This is a genomic window from Carnobacterium sp. FSL E2-0243, assembly GCF_038003605.1.
GTDB lineage: Bacteria > Bacillota > Bacilli > Lactobacillales > Carnobacteriaceae > Carnobacterium > Carnobacterium maltaromaticum.
The window spans coordinates 65,658-81,717 of sequence record NZ_JBBOPM010000002.1 but is presented as its reverse complement, the minus strand read 5'-3'; the positions used below and the strand labels follow the sequence as shown (position 1 = coordinate 81,717).

General features: G+C 33.2%; 14 protein-coding genes. All 14 read right to left on the bottom strand.

Annotated features, from left to right (window positions below; genetic code table 11):
* Window positions 1-3: 3 nt before the first annotated feature.
* Window positions 4-2,439 (bottom strand): VirB4-like conjugal transfer ATPase, CD1110 family, encoded by a 2,436-nt coding sequence (locus MHI00_RS16950; RefSeq protein ID WP_307781486.1) that lies wholly within the window; start codon window positions 2,437-2,439, stop codon window positions 4-6.
* Window positions 2,387-2,761 carry a PrgI family protein gene (locus MHI00_RS16945; RefSeq protein WP_035067159.1) on the bottom strand — a complete coding sequence of 125 codons (375 nt, stop codon included), beginning with the start codon at window positions 2,759-2,761 and terminating at the stop codon, window positions 2,387-2,389. The genes MHI00_RS16950 and MHI00_RS16945 overlap by 53 nt, the downstream gene beginning before the upstream one ends.
* Window positions 2,762-2,775: 14 nt before the next feature.
* Window positions 2,776-3,612 carry a hypothetical protein gene (locus MHI00_RS16940; RefSeq protein WP_035067162.1) on the bottom strand — a complete coding sequence of 279 codons (837 nt, stop codon included), beginning with the start codon at window positions 3,610-3,612 and terminating at the stop codon, window positions 2,776-2,778.
* 11 nt (window positions 3,613-3,623) lie between these two features.
* The gene (locus MHI00_RS16935; protein ID WP_035067165.1) at window positions 3,624-3,827 is read right to left on the bottom strand and encodes a hypothetical protein; all 204 of its coding nucleotides are present in this window, start codon (window positions 3,825-3,827) and stop codon (window positions 3,624-3,626) included.
* A 13-nt stretch (window positions 3,828-3,840) separates the two neighbouring features.
* Window positions 3,841-5,628 carry a VirD4-like conjugal transfer protein, CD1115 family gene (locus MHI00_RS16930; protein WP_080732589.1) on the bottom strand — a complete coding sequence of 596 codons (1,788 nt, stop codon included), beginning with the start codon at window positions 5,626-5,628 and terminating at the stop codon, window positions 3,841-3,843.
* Window positions 5,628-6,410 carry a DUF3801 domain-containing protein gene (locus tag MHI00_RS16925; protein WP_035067168.1) on the bottom strand — a complete coding sequence of 261 codons (783 nt, stop codon included), beginning with the start codon at window positions 6,408-6,410 and terminating at the stop codon, window positions 5,628-5,630. Before MHI00_RS16925 ends, MHI00_RS16930 begins: the two co-directional genes overlap by 1 nt.
* Before the next feature lie 22 nt (window positions 6,411-6,432).
* Window positions 6,433-7,257: a hypothetical protein gene (locus MHI00_RS16920; protein WP_080732590.1), complete on the bottom strand. Its 825-nt coding sequence runs from the start codon at window positions 7,255-7,257 to the stop codon at window positions 6,433-6,435.
* A 77-nt stretch (window positions 7,258-7,334) separates the two neighbouring features.
* Window positions 7,335-7,973, bottom strand: a complete 639-nt coding sequence (locus tag MHI00_RS16915) for a hypothetical protein (protein WP_035067171.1) — start codon at window positions 7,971-7,973, stop codon at window positions 7,335-7,337.
* Between the two features lie 54 nt (window positions 7,974-8,027).
* Entirely contained in the window at window positions 8,028-8,288 is a 261-nt protein-coding gene (locus MHI00_RS16910; protein WP_135057810.1) for a hypothetical protein, read from the bottom strand.
* A gap of 356 nt (window positions 8,289-8,644) precedes the next feature.
* Window positions 8,645-9,604: a hypothetical protein gene (locus tag MHI00_RS16905; protein WP_155520240.1), complete on the bottom strand. Its 960-nt coding sequence runs from the start codon at window positions 9,602-9,604 to the stop codon at window positions 8,645-8,647.
* Window positions 9,605-9,658: 54 nt separating this feature from the next.
* Window positions 9,659-9,943 (bottom strand): hypothetical protein, encoded by a 285-nt coding sequence (locus tag MHI00_RS16900; RefSeq protein WP_035067183.1) that lies wholly within the window; start codon window positions 9,941-9,943, stop codon window positions 9,659-9,661.
* 95 nt (window positions 9,944-10,038) lie between these two features.
* Window positions 10,039-10,923 carry a hypothetical protein gene (locus MHI00_RS16895; protein WP_035067185.1) on the bottom strand — a complete coding sequence of 295 codons (885 nt, stop codon included), beginning with the start codon at window positions 10,921-10,923 and terminating at the stop codon, window positions 10,039-10,041.
* Window positions 10,924-10,964: 41 nt separating this feature from the next.
* Window positions 10,965-11,246 carry a hypothetical protein gene (locus tag MHI00_RS16890; RefSeq protein ID WP_035067188.1) on the bottom strand — a complete coding sequence of 94 codons (282 nt, stop codon included), beginning with the start codon at window positions 11,244-11,246 and terminating at the stop codon, window positions 10,965-10,967.
* A gap of 78 nt (window positions 11,247-11,324) precedes the next feature.
* Window positions 11,325-15,947 carry a SpaA isopeptide-forming pilin-related protein gene (locus MHI00_RS16885; RefSeq protein ID WP_035067191.1) on the bottom strand — a complete coding sequence of 1,541 codons (4,623 nt, stop codon included), beginning with the start codon at window positions 15,945-15,947 and terminating at the stop codon, window positions 11,325-11,327.
* Window positions 15,948-16,060 lie beyond the last annotated feature (113 nt).

Sequence of the window (16,060 nt, the reverse complement as noted above, 5' to 3'; positions counted from 1 at the left end):
CATTCACCCTTGTTTTTTTTTCAATTTAATTCGGTCATCTGGATCGGTTGTAACAAGATCATAAACTTTCGTACCGTTAGGAATAATATTTGAAAAAGGAACAATTGCATTCCCAGCTTTAATCAAACCAGCCCCTTGACTCGGATTAGCAAGTTGTTTCTCTTGTTGATAAGAAAGTCCAAAAAGTGAAGAGATTTCATCTAAATCACTTTTAGCTTGTTTTAGCATAATGATAAATTCACTGTTACTTAGCATACGTCGTGCTTTATCTGATAGTAAGAGTGTTTCGACATTCTGAGTGACTCCAGTAGGAATTGCTCCCCATTTACGAATACGACTCCAAAGTTCAAAAAAGTAATTTTCACAATATTCATCATTTAGCAACAATTGCATTTCATCAACATAAAGCCAGGTTGTTATCCCTAATTCTCTATTTCTAACCACTCGATTCCACACTTGTTCTAAAACCACCATCATGCCAAAAGTTTTAAGCTGACTTCCTAATTGTTTTGTATTATAAATAATAAATCGTTTATTCAACTCCACATTAGTTGGTTTAGAAAAAACAGACAATGATCCTTCAATATAAAGTTCTAAATCTAAAGCTAACGTTTTAGCAGCTTCTTCTGGTTGAGCCTTTAATATGGGGAACCAATTATCTTTGAGATTTGGCATAGGAGTTCCAGGCGTATTCAAATATTCTGCATAGGTCAAGCGTGTCACTCGATCAATAATAGAGCGAGAAGACGAACTTAAACCTGTATTTCCACCAATAAGTGTTTCAAAAGCTGATAATAAAAAATCTGCTTTAAGTTTTACTGGATCTTCTTCGCCATTTAGATCTTCCGATATATCTAACAGATTGATAAAGGTATCTGTGCTTGGTGAAATCTTAATTATTTGAGCATCAAATGCCTTCCCAATAATTGAATCCTCATCTTCCGGATCAATTGATATAATTTCATCATTGGGATTTTTTAAAAGCGTTGTTATTTCTTCATATTTTTTAGCAACCCCTTTTCCTGTACCTGAACTACCCAATATAAATCCACTAGGTGTATTTAACTTTTTTCGATTTACTCTCACAACGTTCTTGGTTGTTTCATTAACGCCATAAAATTTACCATCCTCATGATTTAGATCCTGAGCTGTAAATGGAATAAAAATAGCTGTACTGGCAGTAGTTAAAGTTCTTTGAATATCAACAAAATTCTTTCCTAATGGCAAAATAGAATTTATACCCTCAAGCTGTAAATAATCTAAACGGCTAAATCCACATCTATTTTTACGACCTGTACTCAGAACTTGTTCTATTACATCTTGTAATTGTTCTTCAGTATCTGCTCTTACATAAACAAGAAAAGTAGCATAAAATAATTTTTGTCCATGATGAACCATGTCATCCAATAATAAATTTGCTTCAGCAATACTCGTATTTAATTCATAAGGTAAAGAATCCGGATCATATCCACGTTTACCAGCTGTCCTTTGAGCTGAAACTTTATCAGAATCCATAAACATTTTTTTCTTTTGAACCAAATCGTTGGCTTTATCCGGATCAACAGGATCAATATGAATTGAAATAGTTAATTCTTCTGGTATTTCGGTCAATTCTGTTACTAATTTATCCGTTAAATTTGACGGATAATCTTTTAAATATAAAACTTGACCGAAACCTGAACCTATTTCAAAAGAATGCTTATTTTTCTTAAAGTTAAAGCTTGAAGGAGCTACGGCTGACTTCGTTGTAAGCCCACTATACAGGAGGTCTTCATACTTGAAATGAAACAGATCATTTGGTTTCATCAAATGGTGCATGACTTCTAACCGATTTATCCCTTTTAGTTCCTTACATTCGGCTCCCATTTCTGCAAAGCCGCCCATCAGAGTTTGTTCGGTCCTATCAAGGTATTGTTGTGCTTGTTCGATTGTTTTAGCAGTTGTTGAATAAGTTAAATAGTTTTCTTTAAGAAAACCATTTTGGCCTCCAGTAATCGTTTTACTTAACATGTCGTTTAGTTCACTTCGATATACATCTTCAGAATCACCTTTCTTCTCATAGAAAAGTTCCCTTTCAAAAGCCTCAATATCAATCTTTTTATTCATAATCGTAACATTTAAATGCGTACTCGAATCACAAGCATTTAGCAATTCACAATAATCACTAAAAATATTTAGTTGATCATCCCTTTGAGCTATTTGGTAGTTTACATCTGAGAAACGAAAACTTTTTGAAAATAGTCCATTTGATAAATCACACAATCCACTTTCATACATTTTTTCGTAACGTAAAACGTTTTGAGCACTTTTAACTGGAGCTTCTTTCCGCTGTCGCTTACCACGCATTTTTTTTTGCTTATTCAATAAATGAACGATTTTTTTGTTTTCAATTTCCATATTCTGTTCGTTTTTTACGTTCTTTTTTGTCTTCAGCTTCAACAACTTCTACCTCCAATTTCCTATTTTTAAAAGGATAAGCGTTAGCCAATCCTTTATATCGCCACATAATCAACATATACTTTTCAAAAGGCATCCCTTCTTTTTTAAACCATCCAACAGCCAAAATAGGAATAGATAAAAACATAATCACTACTCCTATATCATCAATAGCCCAATGGATAAAAAAATGATTAATTGTCCCAACTCCAGCACTAAACGCAACTGCTACAGTTGCACACGCCGCTTGTCGTAATGACATTCCACCTATCAATTTTTCTTGATAGGACTTTATTTCTTTTCTTACTGAAACCTCTATTGCCATAAATATCTTCCTTTCTATGCAGCTGTGGTAATAGACTTCGACCATTTTCCTGTATAAAACAAACAAAAAGCCAATGCTACACTGTATCCCAATATAGATGCAGTAATTTCAAATGCTCCTTCACCACCAGTTAAAGTAAATATTCCATTAACTAAAATGGGATAAAAACTTAAAACTAAAAATAGCAACGTTCCTTGTAAGGACGCTGCTACAAATGATTTAAAGAAATTCTTTCCAATTTGATTTAATTCTGCATTTGGTAAAGTGGCAACCGGCAAAGGTGAAATACTCATGTAGACGTATAACTCAAGAAATCGCATAAATACAATTACTTTAACTAGTACATTCGTAAAAATTGAAATTAATAGTACAAGCAAGAATACGACTAGTAACATGAGTTGGGAAAAGAAACCTAAGTCAGATATTGTGTCCATTGCATTGGAAATATCTATTTTATTACTTCCTCCAGCTGCAATCCCAAGATTAGAAATCCCTCTAGTTATCGTTATTCCCACATCCATGATTGCTTTCAAAAACAGAGCTAAATTCCTCATGACTAATGAACAAAATCCCACTTTAATTACAAGTGGCAATAGGAATTCCATTCCACCAGTTTGTCCATTACTTGAAGAACTCATTTTCTGCGCTAACGCTTGAAATTCAATCAATAAAAAAAAGCCTAATAAGGTATATCCAATTGGCTTCACTACTATATCCATTATTGACACACTATATTTATATAACTCAGGTAAATACTGATCTAAATTTTGGAGTAGAACGCCTTTGTCTCCACTTGATAGACTCAACTGTTCTGCAATGCTTTTTAATAGAAATTCAAGTGCATCATTCATTTTCTTCTCCTTTACAAAGTAATATTGGTGAACCATGCAGCTGCAGCCACAATAATCCCCCCACCAACAGCTTGTAAAATTGCATGCTGCATTCCTGGTCCGTTACTATCCTTAATCGCTAATCCAAGTTGTACCAATCCCCAAATCGTTAGTAGTGATCCGGCTGCTAGTACTCCCTTCGAAAGCATAGACATTGCTTCATTAAAATAATTCACTGTTTTCCCTCCATTAACTTACTAGTTTATTAATTTCACTATAATCAAAAGTTTCTACAATTTTCACATTTTTTAAAAAGTCTTCCATTGGACTTAATGAATAATTAGGCACGTACCAATTATCTGGATTTGAGTCAGATAATTTACTGTAATTTTTGTGTTTTGTTGCATCATATTTTTTAGATTTAAATGCAGGCACACCACGAATTTTTAATATACAGTAATCATTATCCAGGTTGGCCACTTCGCCCTCATCAATTAGGTCCCGTCCTGTTTTGTCATAGCTTTTAGAATAAGAGCCTTGCATCCCAAAACTTTGACTCACTTTTAGAATATCAATCGTCTCTTTACCCACTAACTTACTAACCTTTTGATGTGATGTTTCTTCCATCCCACCTAAATAAAGAAACGAATCACAAGATCCTGTTATATCTTCCCATGTATCTTTATATAGATTTTTTAGTTGTGACATACTTTGAAGCATGATCGTAACAGAAATCAATCGACTCCGAATTGTCGTTACTTTTTTCTCAAAACTTGGAATTTGACCTATATTTGCAAATTCATCTAATATACACCTTACAGGTATAGGCAATTTCCCTTTATGAACGTTATCCGCTCTATAAACAAGCACTTCAAATAGCGTATCATAAAGCATAGCTGCTAAAAAATTGAACGTTTCATTCGTATCTGGTAAACAAACGTACAATATCGTCTTTTCGTCCCCAAGTTTATCCAGTTCAAGCGTATCCTTTGAAACTAGATTTGCAATTGAAGAGATATCAAATGGCATTAAACGAACACTTGAACAAATAAGAATTGATCTAGCCGTTTTGAATGTTGCTAATTTGAACGTATCATACTGCTTGGTTGCAAAATGTTCAGGATACTCTTCTTTAAAGTCATTAAACAGCATGTCTAATGGACTGACTAAAGCCTCATCGTCCGAATCAACCCGACCTTCTCGTAAGAGCATACCTACCATAGGAAATGTTTGTTCTTCAGTAGTTCCTATCTCTTTCAAATAGCTAACCAACGCACAATATAGAGCTGTTTCAGCCTTATCCCAAAATGGATCACCTGATTTTTGAACATTTCCATCCGTATTTTTCAACAAATTTTTAACTACCATTAACACATGATCCTCTTTGTCTATATACGCAAAAGGGTTAAAATAATCACAATTCTCACGATTCACTAAATCAAATATTTTCACTTTATACCCATCATCTTTAAACATTTTTCCAGTTTCATGTGGGAGTAAACCTTTTGACTCTGTTAGTACGTATGAAGAATGAAGTTGCATTAAATTGGGCTTTACAACACCAAACGTTTTTCGTGCCCCTGCTCCACCTACGACTAAAACATTCTTATTTCGCTCATATTTCATTTTTCTTTTTCTCAGATTGGACTTCATTGTTAAACTTTCCGTTTGAGTCAAAATCACATTATTCGATTTTTCTTTATCTTTGAAAGGTGCGCTGTCTTTTGCTGTACCCCATCGAGCTGAACCATGCTCTTCCCCATGCCTATAGTTTCTTTGATTGGCTGAAATATATAATCCACAAATAACACAACAGAAAAAAGCAAACGCTCCAGTTTGAAGTGATTGCTTTGTAAATTCAAAATTTATTGGATTACGACTTAAATCTTGCCAAACTAGACTCAAAGATTGATTAGCTCGTGTTATTACATCACCACTTAAATCAGCAAAAACCAACGCGATTCTATGAAACAGATAAAAAGAAAAGAGACCCACGATAAATGAGAAAAGTACAATTTGACCAGCATTTTTTTTCATTATTTTTCCGGACCTCCCTTATTTTTAGGAGCTTTGTTCTTATTCAATGCTTGTTCTTTTTTAACAGCTTTATTAAATTCGCTCGCCTCCTTTTTGGCTTTTTCTAATCGAGTCCTTACTGTCGGAGATTTTCCTAAATGCTTTTTTTTATCCCCTCTAACTTCAATTCCTGAATAGTCTTTAAAACCTGGATCTGCAGCTTCTTTTTTTAAATTTATTTCTTTTGCAGCTTCAACTTTAGACAGGTTTACTTTATCTGTTTGGTCCTTCACATCCTTAACTTCATTTTTTGAATCGGTGACCTGTTTATCATCAACAGCCGCTACTTTTTTCTCTTCCGGATCTACTTCTTTTGATTCATTTGTCAATTTCTCTGCATTTTTCTTATCAAAGTCTTGAATCACCTTCTCAAGAGCTAAATTAAAGCGCTCAGTATCTTGTGTTTTGAAAAAGACATGATACGTCTCATTGCCTTCTTTAACGATGCTAAAATCAATTGAATAGCGTTTAAGCTCTTTTTGTAGTTCTAATAGATCTTGTTTATCATCAATTGGAACAAATGCCGTTTGTCTTCCATGTTGATTTAATTCATCTAGCTTTTGCTTTCCAGTTTTCGGAGCATTTTTTTTCTTTCTTTTTTGATATTTTTGTTCTTTACGAATATCTTTGTAAATGTATCCAACTTTTCTTTGTGAGTCTTTTAAAGCTTGGATAATTACATTTGCTGAGATTTTGCTCGATTGAATTACAAGATCTACAGCACGTTCATCAATGTCACTCACGCTTTACCTCCTCTTTTAAGAATTACATTTTCGGGGTAACTTTCGTAAATACCAACCGACTATCTTTTAAAAAGGCTTCTTCATAATAAAAACTACTAGTCGGAACTTTTTTAACCCATGTCCCTTTAATCCCATACGCTCCCCAGCGATAACCGTGTTGCTTCAGTAATTCTTTTTCACCATATGCACCAGGGACTGCGATATAATAATTTAAGGTAAATAACGTTGTTGCTTGGCTAACAACCCCGATATCCATAGTTTCAAAGGTATTTTGAAGTAATTTTGCCTCCCGATTTGCATATAAGGGGTTGGGATATTCTTTCCCCCAGGCTTGACTCTTTTTAAAATATTTATATCCTCTTTGCTTCAACTCCTCTCGTTGGTGATATTCATTAAATACAAAGACAAATCTTTTTTTTGCTTCTTCAGTTACTTCATAGTCCCAAAATTCTATATCACCAAAATATCCAACTAATTTTTTATAGTCCTTAGAATCTTTCGCATCATCTTCTAAATCTTTAGGGACTACAAACCCATGAGATAAAGCAGATAATAATAAACCATGAAATCGACTGTAAAAAGATTTCTTATGCCCTGTCTCCCCTAAATCCATAAACTCTACATGATGTGCGAGTTCATGAATACAGGTCAACATTGTACATCCAGGCGGACGGGCCAAATTAAAAATTTCAATCTTTCTATCATTCGGTATATAGTGGCCATGTTTTGACTTCAATTCTTTAGGAACAATGCTAATACTAAAATTTATATACGGTTTGATTGAATCGTAAGTGTCTTCCAATAATCTGCATAACATATCTTTCAGTACTATTTTTTCAGTATCCATAGTATCCTCCTAACATTTACTTCTTATAAAATTATTCCTTCAGTCATCTTAGTAATTGGATAGGTTATCATCTTTTTTTAAAAACTAATATTCTGTAACTGTAGCAGCTCTTTATTTTTTTCATTCACATAGAAAATCCATCGTGTTTTTTCATCTGGATAGTAATCGGATAAAAGAGATCTTTCTTTTGTTAATTCTTTAAATCTATGGTCCTTTAAAACTCGTTTTTCTAATACAATTCTCTCTCCTTCAGTTTCAGATAGGTCCCGAAAAAGAGTGTTATCACTGTTCATTTCAAAAACTGTATCCATTTCAATTGGTTCATTTATTTTTGATTTAACAACCAAATTTACATTTGTATCAATTTTTTTTTGTACTTTTATATCTACTTGATCAAGTGAAAATACATATTCTTTTTCCCATTTATAGACAACATTAGGAGTATTAAGAATTTGTTTTTCTAATTTATAAACTTGGATGTTAACGAAAATACTTACTATGAGTCCTAAAAATAAAGAACAAATCACGGCGCTCATTACATAATTACTTTTGTCAGTACTTTTCTTTGTTTTTTTCGAGTTTCTATACAATAAAAATACGACTATTAAAACAATTCCTACCAACATTAACAATAGATTGAAAAATCTTGATTCTATAGATTCAACTGCTTTTTGATAGGTTTCATAATTAGTTACTTCTATTTTTTCAAACACCATTTGCACCTCTCATTTCTGTAGAATAGCCAATATATTCAAAAATTGTTTAACCTTTTACTTTTTAATCGCTCTTAAATCCTTAATTTTGTCATAGCGATAATTCTTAACTACAATGGCTTTATCCATTATTAACAATATTCTGTGTGCTATATAGCCGTATACTGGTAATGTTGCAGTCATAATATAAATACTTCTGATAATATGACCTTGCCAGTTTTTATAAAACTCTTGAAAAAGTGATAATAAAAATACCCATGCTATTGTGAATAGAATTAAATACAGTGTCCTTTTAATTTGAATTTTTTTTTTCATCATTTCCAATTCCCCATTTCATTTTTAATGGATCTTAAATTCTTCATTTCGTCTTAGTACTAATTTAACGACACAACCAATTGATAGTAGGTTCAGATAGAACCACAATGAATCTAAATATATATTCTGATTCATTAAAATAAATGCAAGCATCAAAAATAAACCATTAGTATTGACTACGAGCATGCAATACAAGATTATCTTTTCGCTATTTACCCTTTTATTTATCAAACTAATCAAAATACAATTTACAATCATAATCAAAAAAGTTAGTAGGTATATGTTTACAGAGACAAATGAGCAAATATTTACCAATGCAACCTCCATATCTTTTAAATAAAATCCAAAACCAAGCAAAATCATAAACTACTCCGATTTTTAGCAACTTGGATCTTATATTTCGAAGACACTTCTCGTATTTCATCAGTCATAAAGTTTGCCGTTATTTCAGAAATAAATCCATCTCTCTTTTTGATTCTGTCTAACACAAATGAAAATTCACGAGATGTTTCTTGAGCTGTATTATCACCTAAAACTTCCAAATTGAAAAAATCTTGTTTTTTGTAATCAAACACCATTATGTCCTTTATTACTGCTAAAAATACTTTAAGTGGTAACTTCTCTTTCCATAAAAACTCGTCAATTGATAGTAATTCTTGAAGGATTGTTTCTCGTGATAAATCTAGTCTTTTTTCATCATAAATATAGTTAATATATTGAATAAGAACTATTAAAAGATTTTTTACACTCATTAAATAAAATTCACGGTTACCATTAGGAAATCTTTTACTGTGAAGGTCCATAAGCTCCTCTTCAATTGATACAGAATGAAAAGGTACAGAAGTGCCTGGTACTACATTAAAGTTGTCTTCATTCTTCCTCAAAGCAGTTTCTCGCTCAACTAAATTTTTGAAACTCGAGTTTTGGGCTTCTGTAGCATCTTCCTTGATCCATTCCTCTATTATTTTTTCTACTGTTTCTCTTTGTCTTTTTTTTACTTTATTGTAAATATAGATCATGGGTACTATTCCAATAAATACAAGTTCTCTCTGTTTAACAATCACTTTTATCTGATTCACTATATAGATAAATAAAATTGGCAAAATCACACAAACATATAACCTTAACAGAATTGGTTCATTTCTTTCATTAAAATCCCTATAAATTGCAAAAAGTACAAAAAGAAAAAGTATCTTTACAAATGTTGTAAAGATACTTTTTTTAAACTTTATTTTACTGATATCTATACTTCCCTGACTTACATTTTTAAACACTATACCTATGGGAAATAGAAAATTCATATACATTGCATTTTTCATCAAAAATAACGTCAATTGAATTATTATCTCAGTATTAATAGGAATCCCTCCGTCTTATATTTTTGTAAACACATCAATATTTTTTCCATTTCTTGTAATTCTCGTTTCTAGGGTTAATATCCACTGATCTAAATCATCAAAAGAACAATTCATGCTTACTAATTCTTCTGGCAACACGTTTGAATCTCTAATAGAGTACATATTTTCTAATGCTGCTTCCAAGCGACCAAATGGAAACAAATGTTTTTTGAGCTTTTCCCCTTCCAGTCTACCGTGAAGGTAAACGTATAAATGGTCTCTAGATTTTACAAATTTCAAATATCCTGTTCCTTCTATCATTTACCTTCACTCCTTATGATTACAGTGTTGTCCCTCTTAGTTAAAATTTATTAATCTAGGGACAACACTGATTAATCAGCTTTCTTTGATTCATATTAAAGTTCAGAATCCAACTCGTCTTTTAATACATCCTCTTGGTCACTTGTGCTGTTTGTTTTTGAATATTCATTTACTTGGGATTGCTTAATAAGATCTAATAGTGTTTCTGAATCAGCATCAAAACCTTCACCATTTTTTTCTAAGGTAAATTCAATTTCAATTGCTTCACCAAGTAGATCCATTGGAATGCCTTTATCACCATAAATAATGTCATACAATTTAAACGTAAATAAATTGTTAATTGCTTTAACGTCTGTATTTTGAGAACTTCCAATCATATCCGACACTTCTAAACCACCATAAAGATTGGCTCTTGCCCATGTAATCGAATTTGAAACACTATTCATTGCAATAGGATTAACCATGTAAGTCACCGTTGCAGTATCATCCTCAACAGAAACATTTTTCACCTCATAGTCACCAATTTGTTTAAATCCTTGAATATAGACTTTCGAGTATTGTCTGAAAATATCTTCTGCAGTATAAATACTTCCATCTACTTCTAAGCCCCAACCACTACCTGGGTAATCTTTAATTTTACTTTCATAGACCGTATCTTCAAGAATACGATTCATATCTGTTCCAGCCACACCTGTTACATCTTTTAAATTTGCTGTTTTATTTTTATATAAATAATCTAAAACAGTGGTTGCTGCTTTGGTTGCTTTTTTTTCATCTGAAGTACTGCTTGTTTTCGATTCACTTTTTTTATCTTCTGATGAATCAAGTAGTTTATCTACTTTTTCAATCACTGCACTTCCACTCTGAGAGCTTACTTTACTGCTTTCTTTCTCTGCTTCATTATTTCCTCCACAAGCTGTAAGTACCATCACAGACATAAGAGTAACAAAACCAATTTGTAATTTATTTTTCTTTTTCATAATAATCTCCATTTCAATTTCCATTTTTTATTTTTTTATTATTAATCGTTGGCCAACAAAACAACTAACTTTTGGCGCGTAGTGTTGAACTTTGCAGCTCGAATACGAAATGTTCGAGATGTGTCACCACTAATTACAATCAAATTATGACCGTCTTTAAAATCAGTTATACTGTAGTTACCCTGTCTGTGAGCACATTTTTCTTTTAAATAAAATGCTTTAATTTCCACTCGTACAGCTTTTTTTGTATTTATTTTGTTCATAATAACCGCATGTTTCCGGTCAATATAAACCTCATTTCTCACCTTAACTCCCACTGTCATCTTGACCCTCTTTCCGTAAAATAAGGACATAAGCTTTTACACTTATGCCCTTCTACATGTTTTATTTTTAACTAAGCATTAATTAGGACTAAGAGAAAAATCTTCATCCTTTAAGCCTATTTTTTCCCATAATCGTTTATATTCTTCCAAGTCGCTCTTAAATTTATAGTTGTATTTAATCGTACTCAAAATTAAACACGTTGCAGCATAAACTTTTCCTTGATCGTCTTCAGTAGAAAAAATACTTTCTGGACCACTGTAACCATAAGTTAACGCCATGTTCATTTGTTTTTCTTCTTGCTTTTTTGCTTCTTTTTTCTTCTTATTAGTTGAAAGACCAAACCAAGCACCAACACTAGCAACAATCACTAAACCAGCAATCATAAAGATTATTTTATTGTTTTCGCCTGTTTGTGGCAATGGTAAAGGTTTTTTAACTGGAGTTAAGCTTTGATTGCGATCTCTTCCGTCAAAATTATGCTCGGTATCTTTTTCTCCAGCTTCATTGTACCCAATCTCTTTAAAGTAAAAAGAAGTGCCTTCAGGATAACTTCCAGTGTCTACTTTTGTTACAACAGATTGTGCAAATTTTTGATCATTGACGATATAATCAATTTTTTCTGATTCCCAAATGTCGCGTTCAACCGTTTTTCCATTTTCAGGAATAACTGCAACTAGAATCGCTTTAAATGCACGTTTCGTTCCATCTAACACATCTTCGTGAGTAAGATCAACGTTATCGTAAGCATCGATAATATCACCATGTGTGAATGTTTGTGTTTTACCATCACCCGTATGAGCCTTAGTTTTAATTCCAACTTTTGGCGTTTTAAAATCAACTGTCTGAAGTTTAAGTGTTAAGTCATCTTCACGTCCAATTTCTTTTGTTTTTTCTTTATCTTCATAGAAAATATGAGTCGCTGTTAAAGACATACCGTCTTTCATGGTGCCTTTTGGTAAAAACAAGTTCGTTGATAGTTTTTGAATAGCATCACCTGTAGAGACAAAACTGAATTCAGAAGAACTTACTGCTTCACCAGTAGCTGAGTTTCTGTAAACTGTGTCTACATAATACTCATGACCGGCTTTCCCACCACGAACTTCAATATAATCCGTTAAATCATTATCCACATCAGGATTCACTTGTTTCAAACCACCTACCGTAGTCGCAAATAATGTCGTAATTTCAAGAGGTTTACGTTTGTTTACAACGTTTAACTCAATTAATTCACCGTCATTATCCGGAGAAACAGTAAACTTGTATTCTTCTTTATTTGCTTCGTACCAATCAAGTGGTTTTGTTTCCACAAATTTGTACTCACCAGTTGGTAAGTTTTCTACCTTAATTTTACCTTCACTGTCCGTTTTATATTCACCAACAATGGTTTCTTTGCCATCTGCATCTGTATGAATAAGATTAAAAGCGACGTTTTCTAACGGTTTTCCATCTAAATCATCGATCTTAGTTAATTCAACTGAAGCGCGAGCTAATTCGTTTTCTACAGAGTATCTAGCAATTTTCAATAGGTTCTCATTGCCATACGCTACACTGTCTTTCCAAATACCAATTTCATAAACTGGAACATTGTTTTGTGCTGTAAATTCAAAATCATATTCTGTTTCGTCTAATAAATGACCTACTCCAGCATCAACTTCACGCACATAAAACTTCCCTTGTGGGAATTTCGCTTGGAATGCAGCAACGCCATCTTTAGTCGTTGCGAGGCCCATTAGACCGTCTGCAGGAATGACTTCATTCGTATCAAAAGTAAAGGCATCACGAGCATATATACCGAATTCTTTCCCATCAGCAGGTACTTGCTCTGTAACGGCTTCTCCATTTTCCCAAGTTACGATTGTTTCTTCTGTTTTATAGATTTTTACTAATAATTCTTGCAATTTATTTTTTGCTTGTACAGCTGTAGAAGAAATTTCAATATCTTCTCCCTCGTAGACCACTTCAAAAGGAATAGTAGTAGGATCTACAACGTATCCATTTGGCGCTGACTTTTCAACAGCGTAGTATTTCCCTGGATAAAATGTTTTTGTTTCTGGATCTGTTACAATTTGACCAGTTGCATCACTAATGCCTGAATCGACTACTTGAAATTCTGAATAACGTAATGTTCCATCATTAGTGTAAATATCTTCAGCAGCACTGAACTCAAACTCAGCACCTTCTAGTGGTTTTTGAGTGTAAACTGGATTGTATTGTGTACCATAATCCGTTTCAACTTTGTCAGCATCCGTTAATACTTCACCAGTTTTTGTTAACGTAATTTTTGATACTTGTGCTTTGTTTTTAAACGTAACAGTTACTAACCCATTTTCTTGGCTTTCTTCATTAATAATGAAATCCATAGGTTCAGTATTTTTTACATAACCGTCCGGAGCTTTGATCTCGTGCAATTTGTACTCACCGAATGGCATTTTGTTGAATAATAAAATTTCTCCGTTTTCGTTGGTTTCAAATTGACTAATGTTGTGTGTTGTTTCTGTATAAAGTTCATCAGTATCCCCAATTGTAATTTCAAAAAGAGTTCCTGGAACCAATACATTTTTACCAGTATCCGCATCTGCCTTCACAATTTTCATTGGTGAAGTAAACGTATTGTTTAAAATGGCATAAAAATAAGTTGCTCCATCCTCGGTAACTTCTACCTCGAAATCGTCAACTTTAATTAAGCCTGGTAATGATTTAGTTTGACTTACAACATAACGGCCATACGGAAGTTTATCAAACTCAACATGTCCTTTTGCATCCGTTTCTTTACGTCCGTACTCAACACCTGAAGATTTAAGAGTGACTGTAAATTCAGCACCTGGTTCAGGTGATAAGTGACCACCACCAACAATTAATTCATAATATTTTTGGATCTCAACTTTTCCTAAAATGACTTGATTGTTCACTCTATCCGTTGTTGTAACTAATGGAATTTCTTGTGTTTCGTATTTCAATTCCATTGGAACTGGAGTAGGATCTAATACATAGCCTACTGGGGCTTTCGTTTCTACTCTCTTGTAGTTTCCAGGTGGTAGTGGTTTTGATGTCGCTTTAAACTCACTGCCGTCTGGAGCGATTACAACCTTGTCTACAACAGTACCAGCTGAATTGATAATATCGAACTCGGCTCCTACTAAACTCGCATCCCCTTGAGCAATGTTTCCTGTTTGTGCATCTTGTTTAAATAATACAAATTGACCTAATACAGCAATATTTGTAAATGTAACTGTAGTCGTCTCATTTGAACGGACAATTACTGTTTTCACTGTTTTATCAAGTAAATATCCGTTTGGAGCTTTAATTTCTTTTACCTGATAGTTTCCAGGTAACAATCCTTTTGTTTTAATTGTTCCGTCTGTAGCAGTTGTAACTGTTTGTAAAACTGCATTATTTTGTAAAATTTGGTATTGAGCGCCTGCAATGTTTTGGGTCGTGTCATTTCCTTTTTTAACAAGGTTTAGCCAACCTTCGCGAGCAAAGAAGGTAGCCTTAAATTGAAGTGTGAAATCTGGATCAAACCATCCACCTCTTCCCAAGGTTTGTAAACTGCTATCATTTGGTTTTGTTAAAACTGCTTGCCATTTTTTCATTGAACCATGTAATGCACCTGTAGCATAATTATTCGTGTAACTCATATTGGCAGTTAAAAAAAATGTATCTCCACCTTTAATATTTACCGTTGTATTTGTTTGAGTACCTCCACCAACTAAGTTAAATGTCATACCAGCTGGGATAGGCAATTTGAAAACATTTCTTGAATCAGCATTTAAAGTGATATTCTCTGTACGTTGTTGACCATTTACTATAGAGACAGTTGGGTTACTAGTTGAAAAACTCGCTGAAGGATTTGGCACAGGATTACTAGCAACCTTATTCATTAATGCCTGCGCTTCAGGGGTATTAATTCCTGAAGCTACACCCGTATAATAGTAACTTACAACCAAACTAGTAGCTGTGTATCCCATTGCAAAATCAGTAAAAATATTTTCTGAACCGTTCCAACCATAATACAATGCAGAACGTACATTTACATCATTATAAATTAGACCATCATCAGCAGGTGTACCTGTTGGTGGAGTTGGCTTAGAATGCTCAATACAGAAAGCATCTTCACCATTGACGCGGAAATGTCCAACTACATTGTATCCATATATTACTTGACCCAAATATTCAATCGTCACATTAGCTCGAACTGAACGAGCTAATACTGTTGATCCATCAGATTGTGTATTACCACCTTGTTTCATTAATTCAGCAAGATCTTCTTTAGTTATTTGTTCTTCATTTTTATAAAATGCTTCACCATCGAGCATTGGAGTTCCATTTTCATTAAACGTAATTATCTTTGAAGATGGTTCAATTACTTCATTTGTAGATGATTCAATGACTTCAAAAACTGGTAGTTCTTTTTCAACAATGGGACTATCATTAGCATTTTGATTTTCACCTACGGTTGTTTGACTATTTTTTTCTTCACTATCTTTATTTTCAGTTACATCAGAAACTTTAGTTAAATCTGTTTCCTTATTTTCTTCATCAACGATTGCTTCTTTTTCAAGTTCTTGTGTAATCGTCTCTTGTGGAGGATTACTTACCACATCAGCAAACGCTGTTATACTAGGGATAAACAATTGAGTAAGCATAATTGCTACTGTTAATTTTACCCATAATTTGTTTAACATTGATTTATTTTTCATTAGTACACCTCAAATTCTATTTTTTGTGTCATTAAAATAATAGATTAAATGGTAGGTGCTCGTATTTGCATATTATCCCCTCCCCCAAAAACACAAAAAAGGACGATATCAAA

What these genes read in the sequence shown, in the direction of transcription:
- MHI00_RS16945 (WP_035067159.1), bottom strand. Translation starts at nt 2,761, where the DNA reads ATGGCAATAGAGGTTTCAGTAAGAAAAGAAATAAAGTCCTATCAAGAA.
- MHI00_RS16940 (WP_035067162.1), bottom strand. Translation starts at nt 3,612, where the DNA reads ATGAATGATGCACTTGAATTTCTATTAAAAAGCATTGCAGAACAGTTG.
- MHI00_RS16930 (WP_080732589.1), bottom strand. Translation starts at nt 5,628, where the DNA reads ATGAAAAAAAATGCTGGTCAAATTGTACTTTTCTCATTTATCGTGGGT.
- MHI00_RS16920 (WP_080732590.1), bottom strand. Translation starts at nt 7,257, where the DNA reads ATGGATACTGAAAAAATAGTACTGAAAGATATGTTATGCAGATTATTG.
- MHI00_RS16915 (WP_035067171.1), bottom strand. Translation starts at nt 7,973, where the DNA reads ATGGTGTTTGAAAAAATAGAAGTAACTAATTATGAAACCTATCAAAAA.
- MHI00_RS16910 (WP_135057810.1), bottom strand. Translation starts at nt 8,288, where the DNA reads ATGATGAAAAAAAAAATTCAAATTAAAAGGACACTGTATTTAATTCTA.
- MHI00_RS16905 (WP_155520240.1), bottom strand. Translation starts at nt 9,604, where the DNA reads ATGAAAAATGCAATGTATATGAATTTTCTATTTCCCATAGGTATAGTG.
- MHI00_RS16900 (WP_035067183.1), bottom strand. Translation starts at nt 9,943, where the DNA reads ATGATAGAAGGAACAGGATATTTGAAATTTGTAAAATCTAGAGACCAT.
- MHI00_RS16895 (WP_035067185.1), bottom strand. Translation starts at nt 10,923, where the DNA reads ATGAAAAAGAAAAATAAATTACAAATTGGTTTTGTTACTCTTATGTCT.
- MHI00_RS16890 (WP_035067188.1), bottom strand. Translation starts at nt 11,246, where the DNA reads ATGACAGTGGGAGTTAAGGTGAGAAATGAGGTTTATATTGACCGGAAA.
- MHI00_RS16885 (WP_035067191.1), bottom strand. Translation starts at nt 15,947, where the DNA reads ATGAAAAATAAATCAATGTTAAACAAATTATGGGTAAAATTAACAGTA.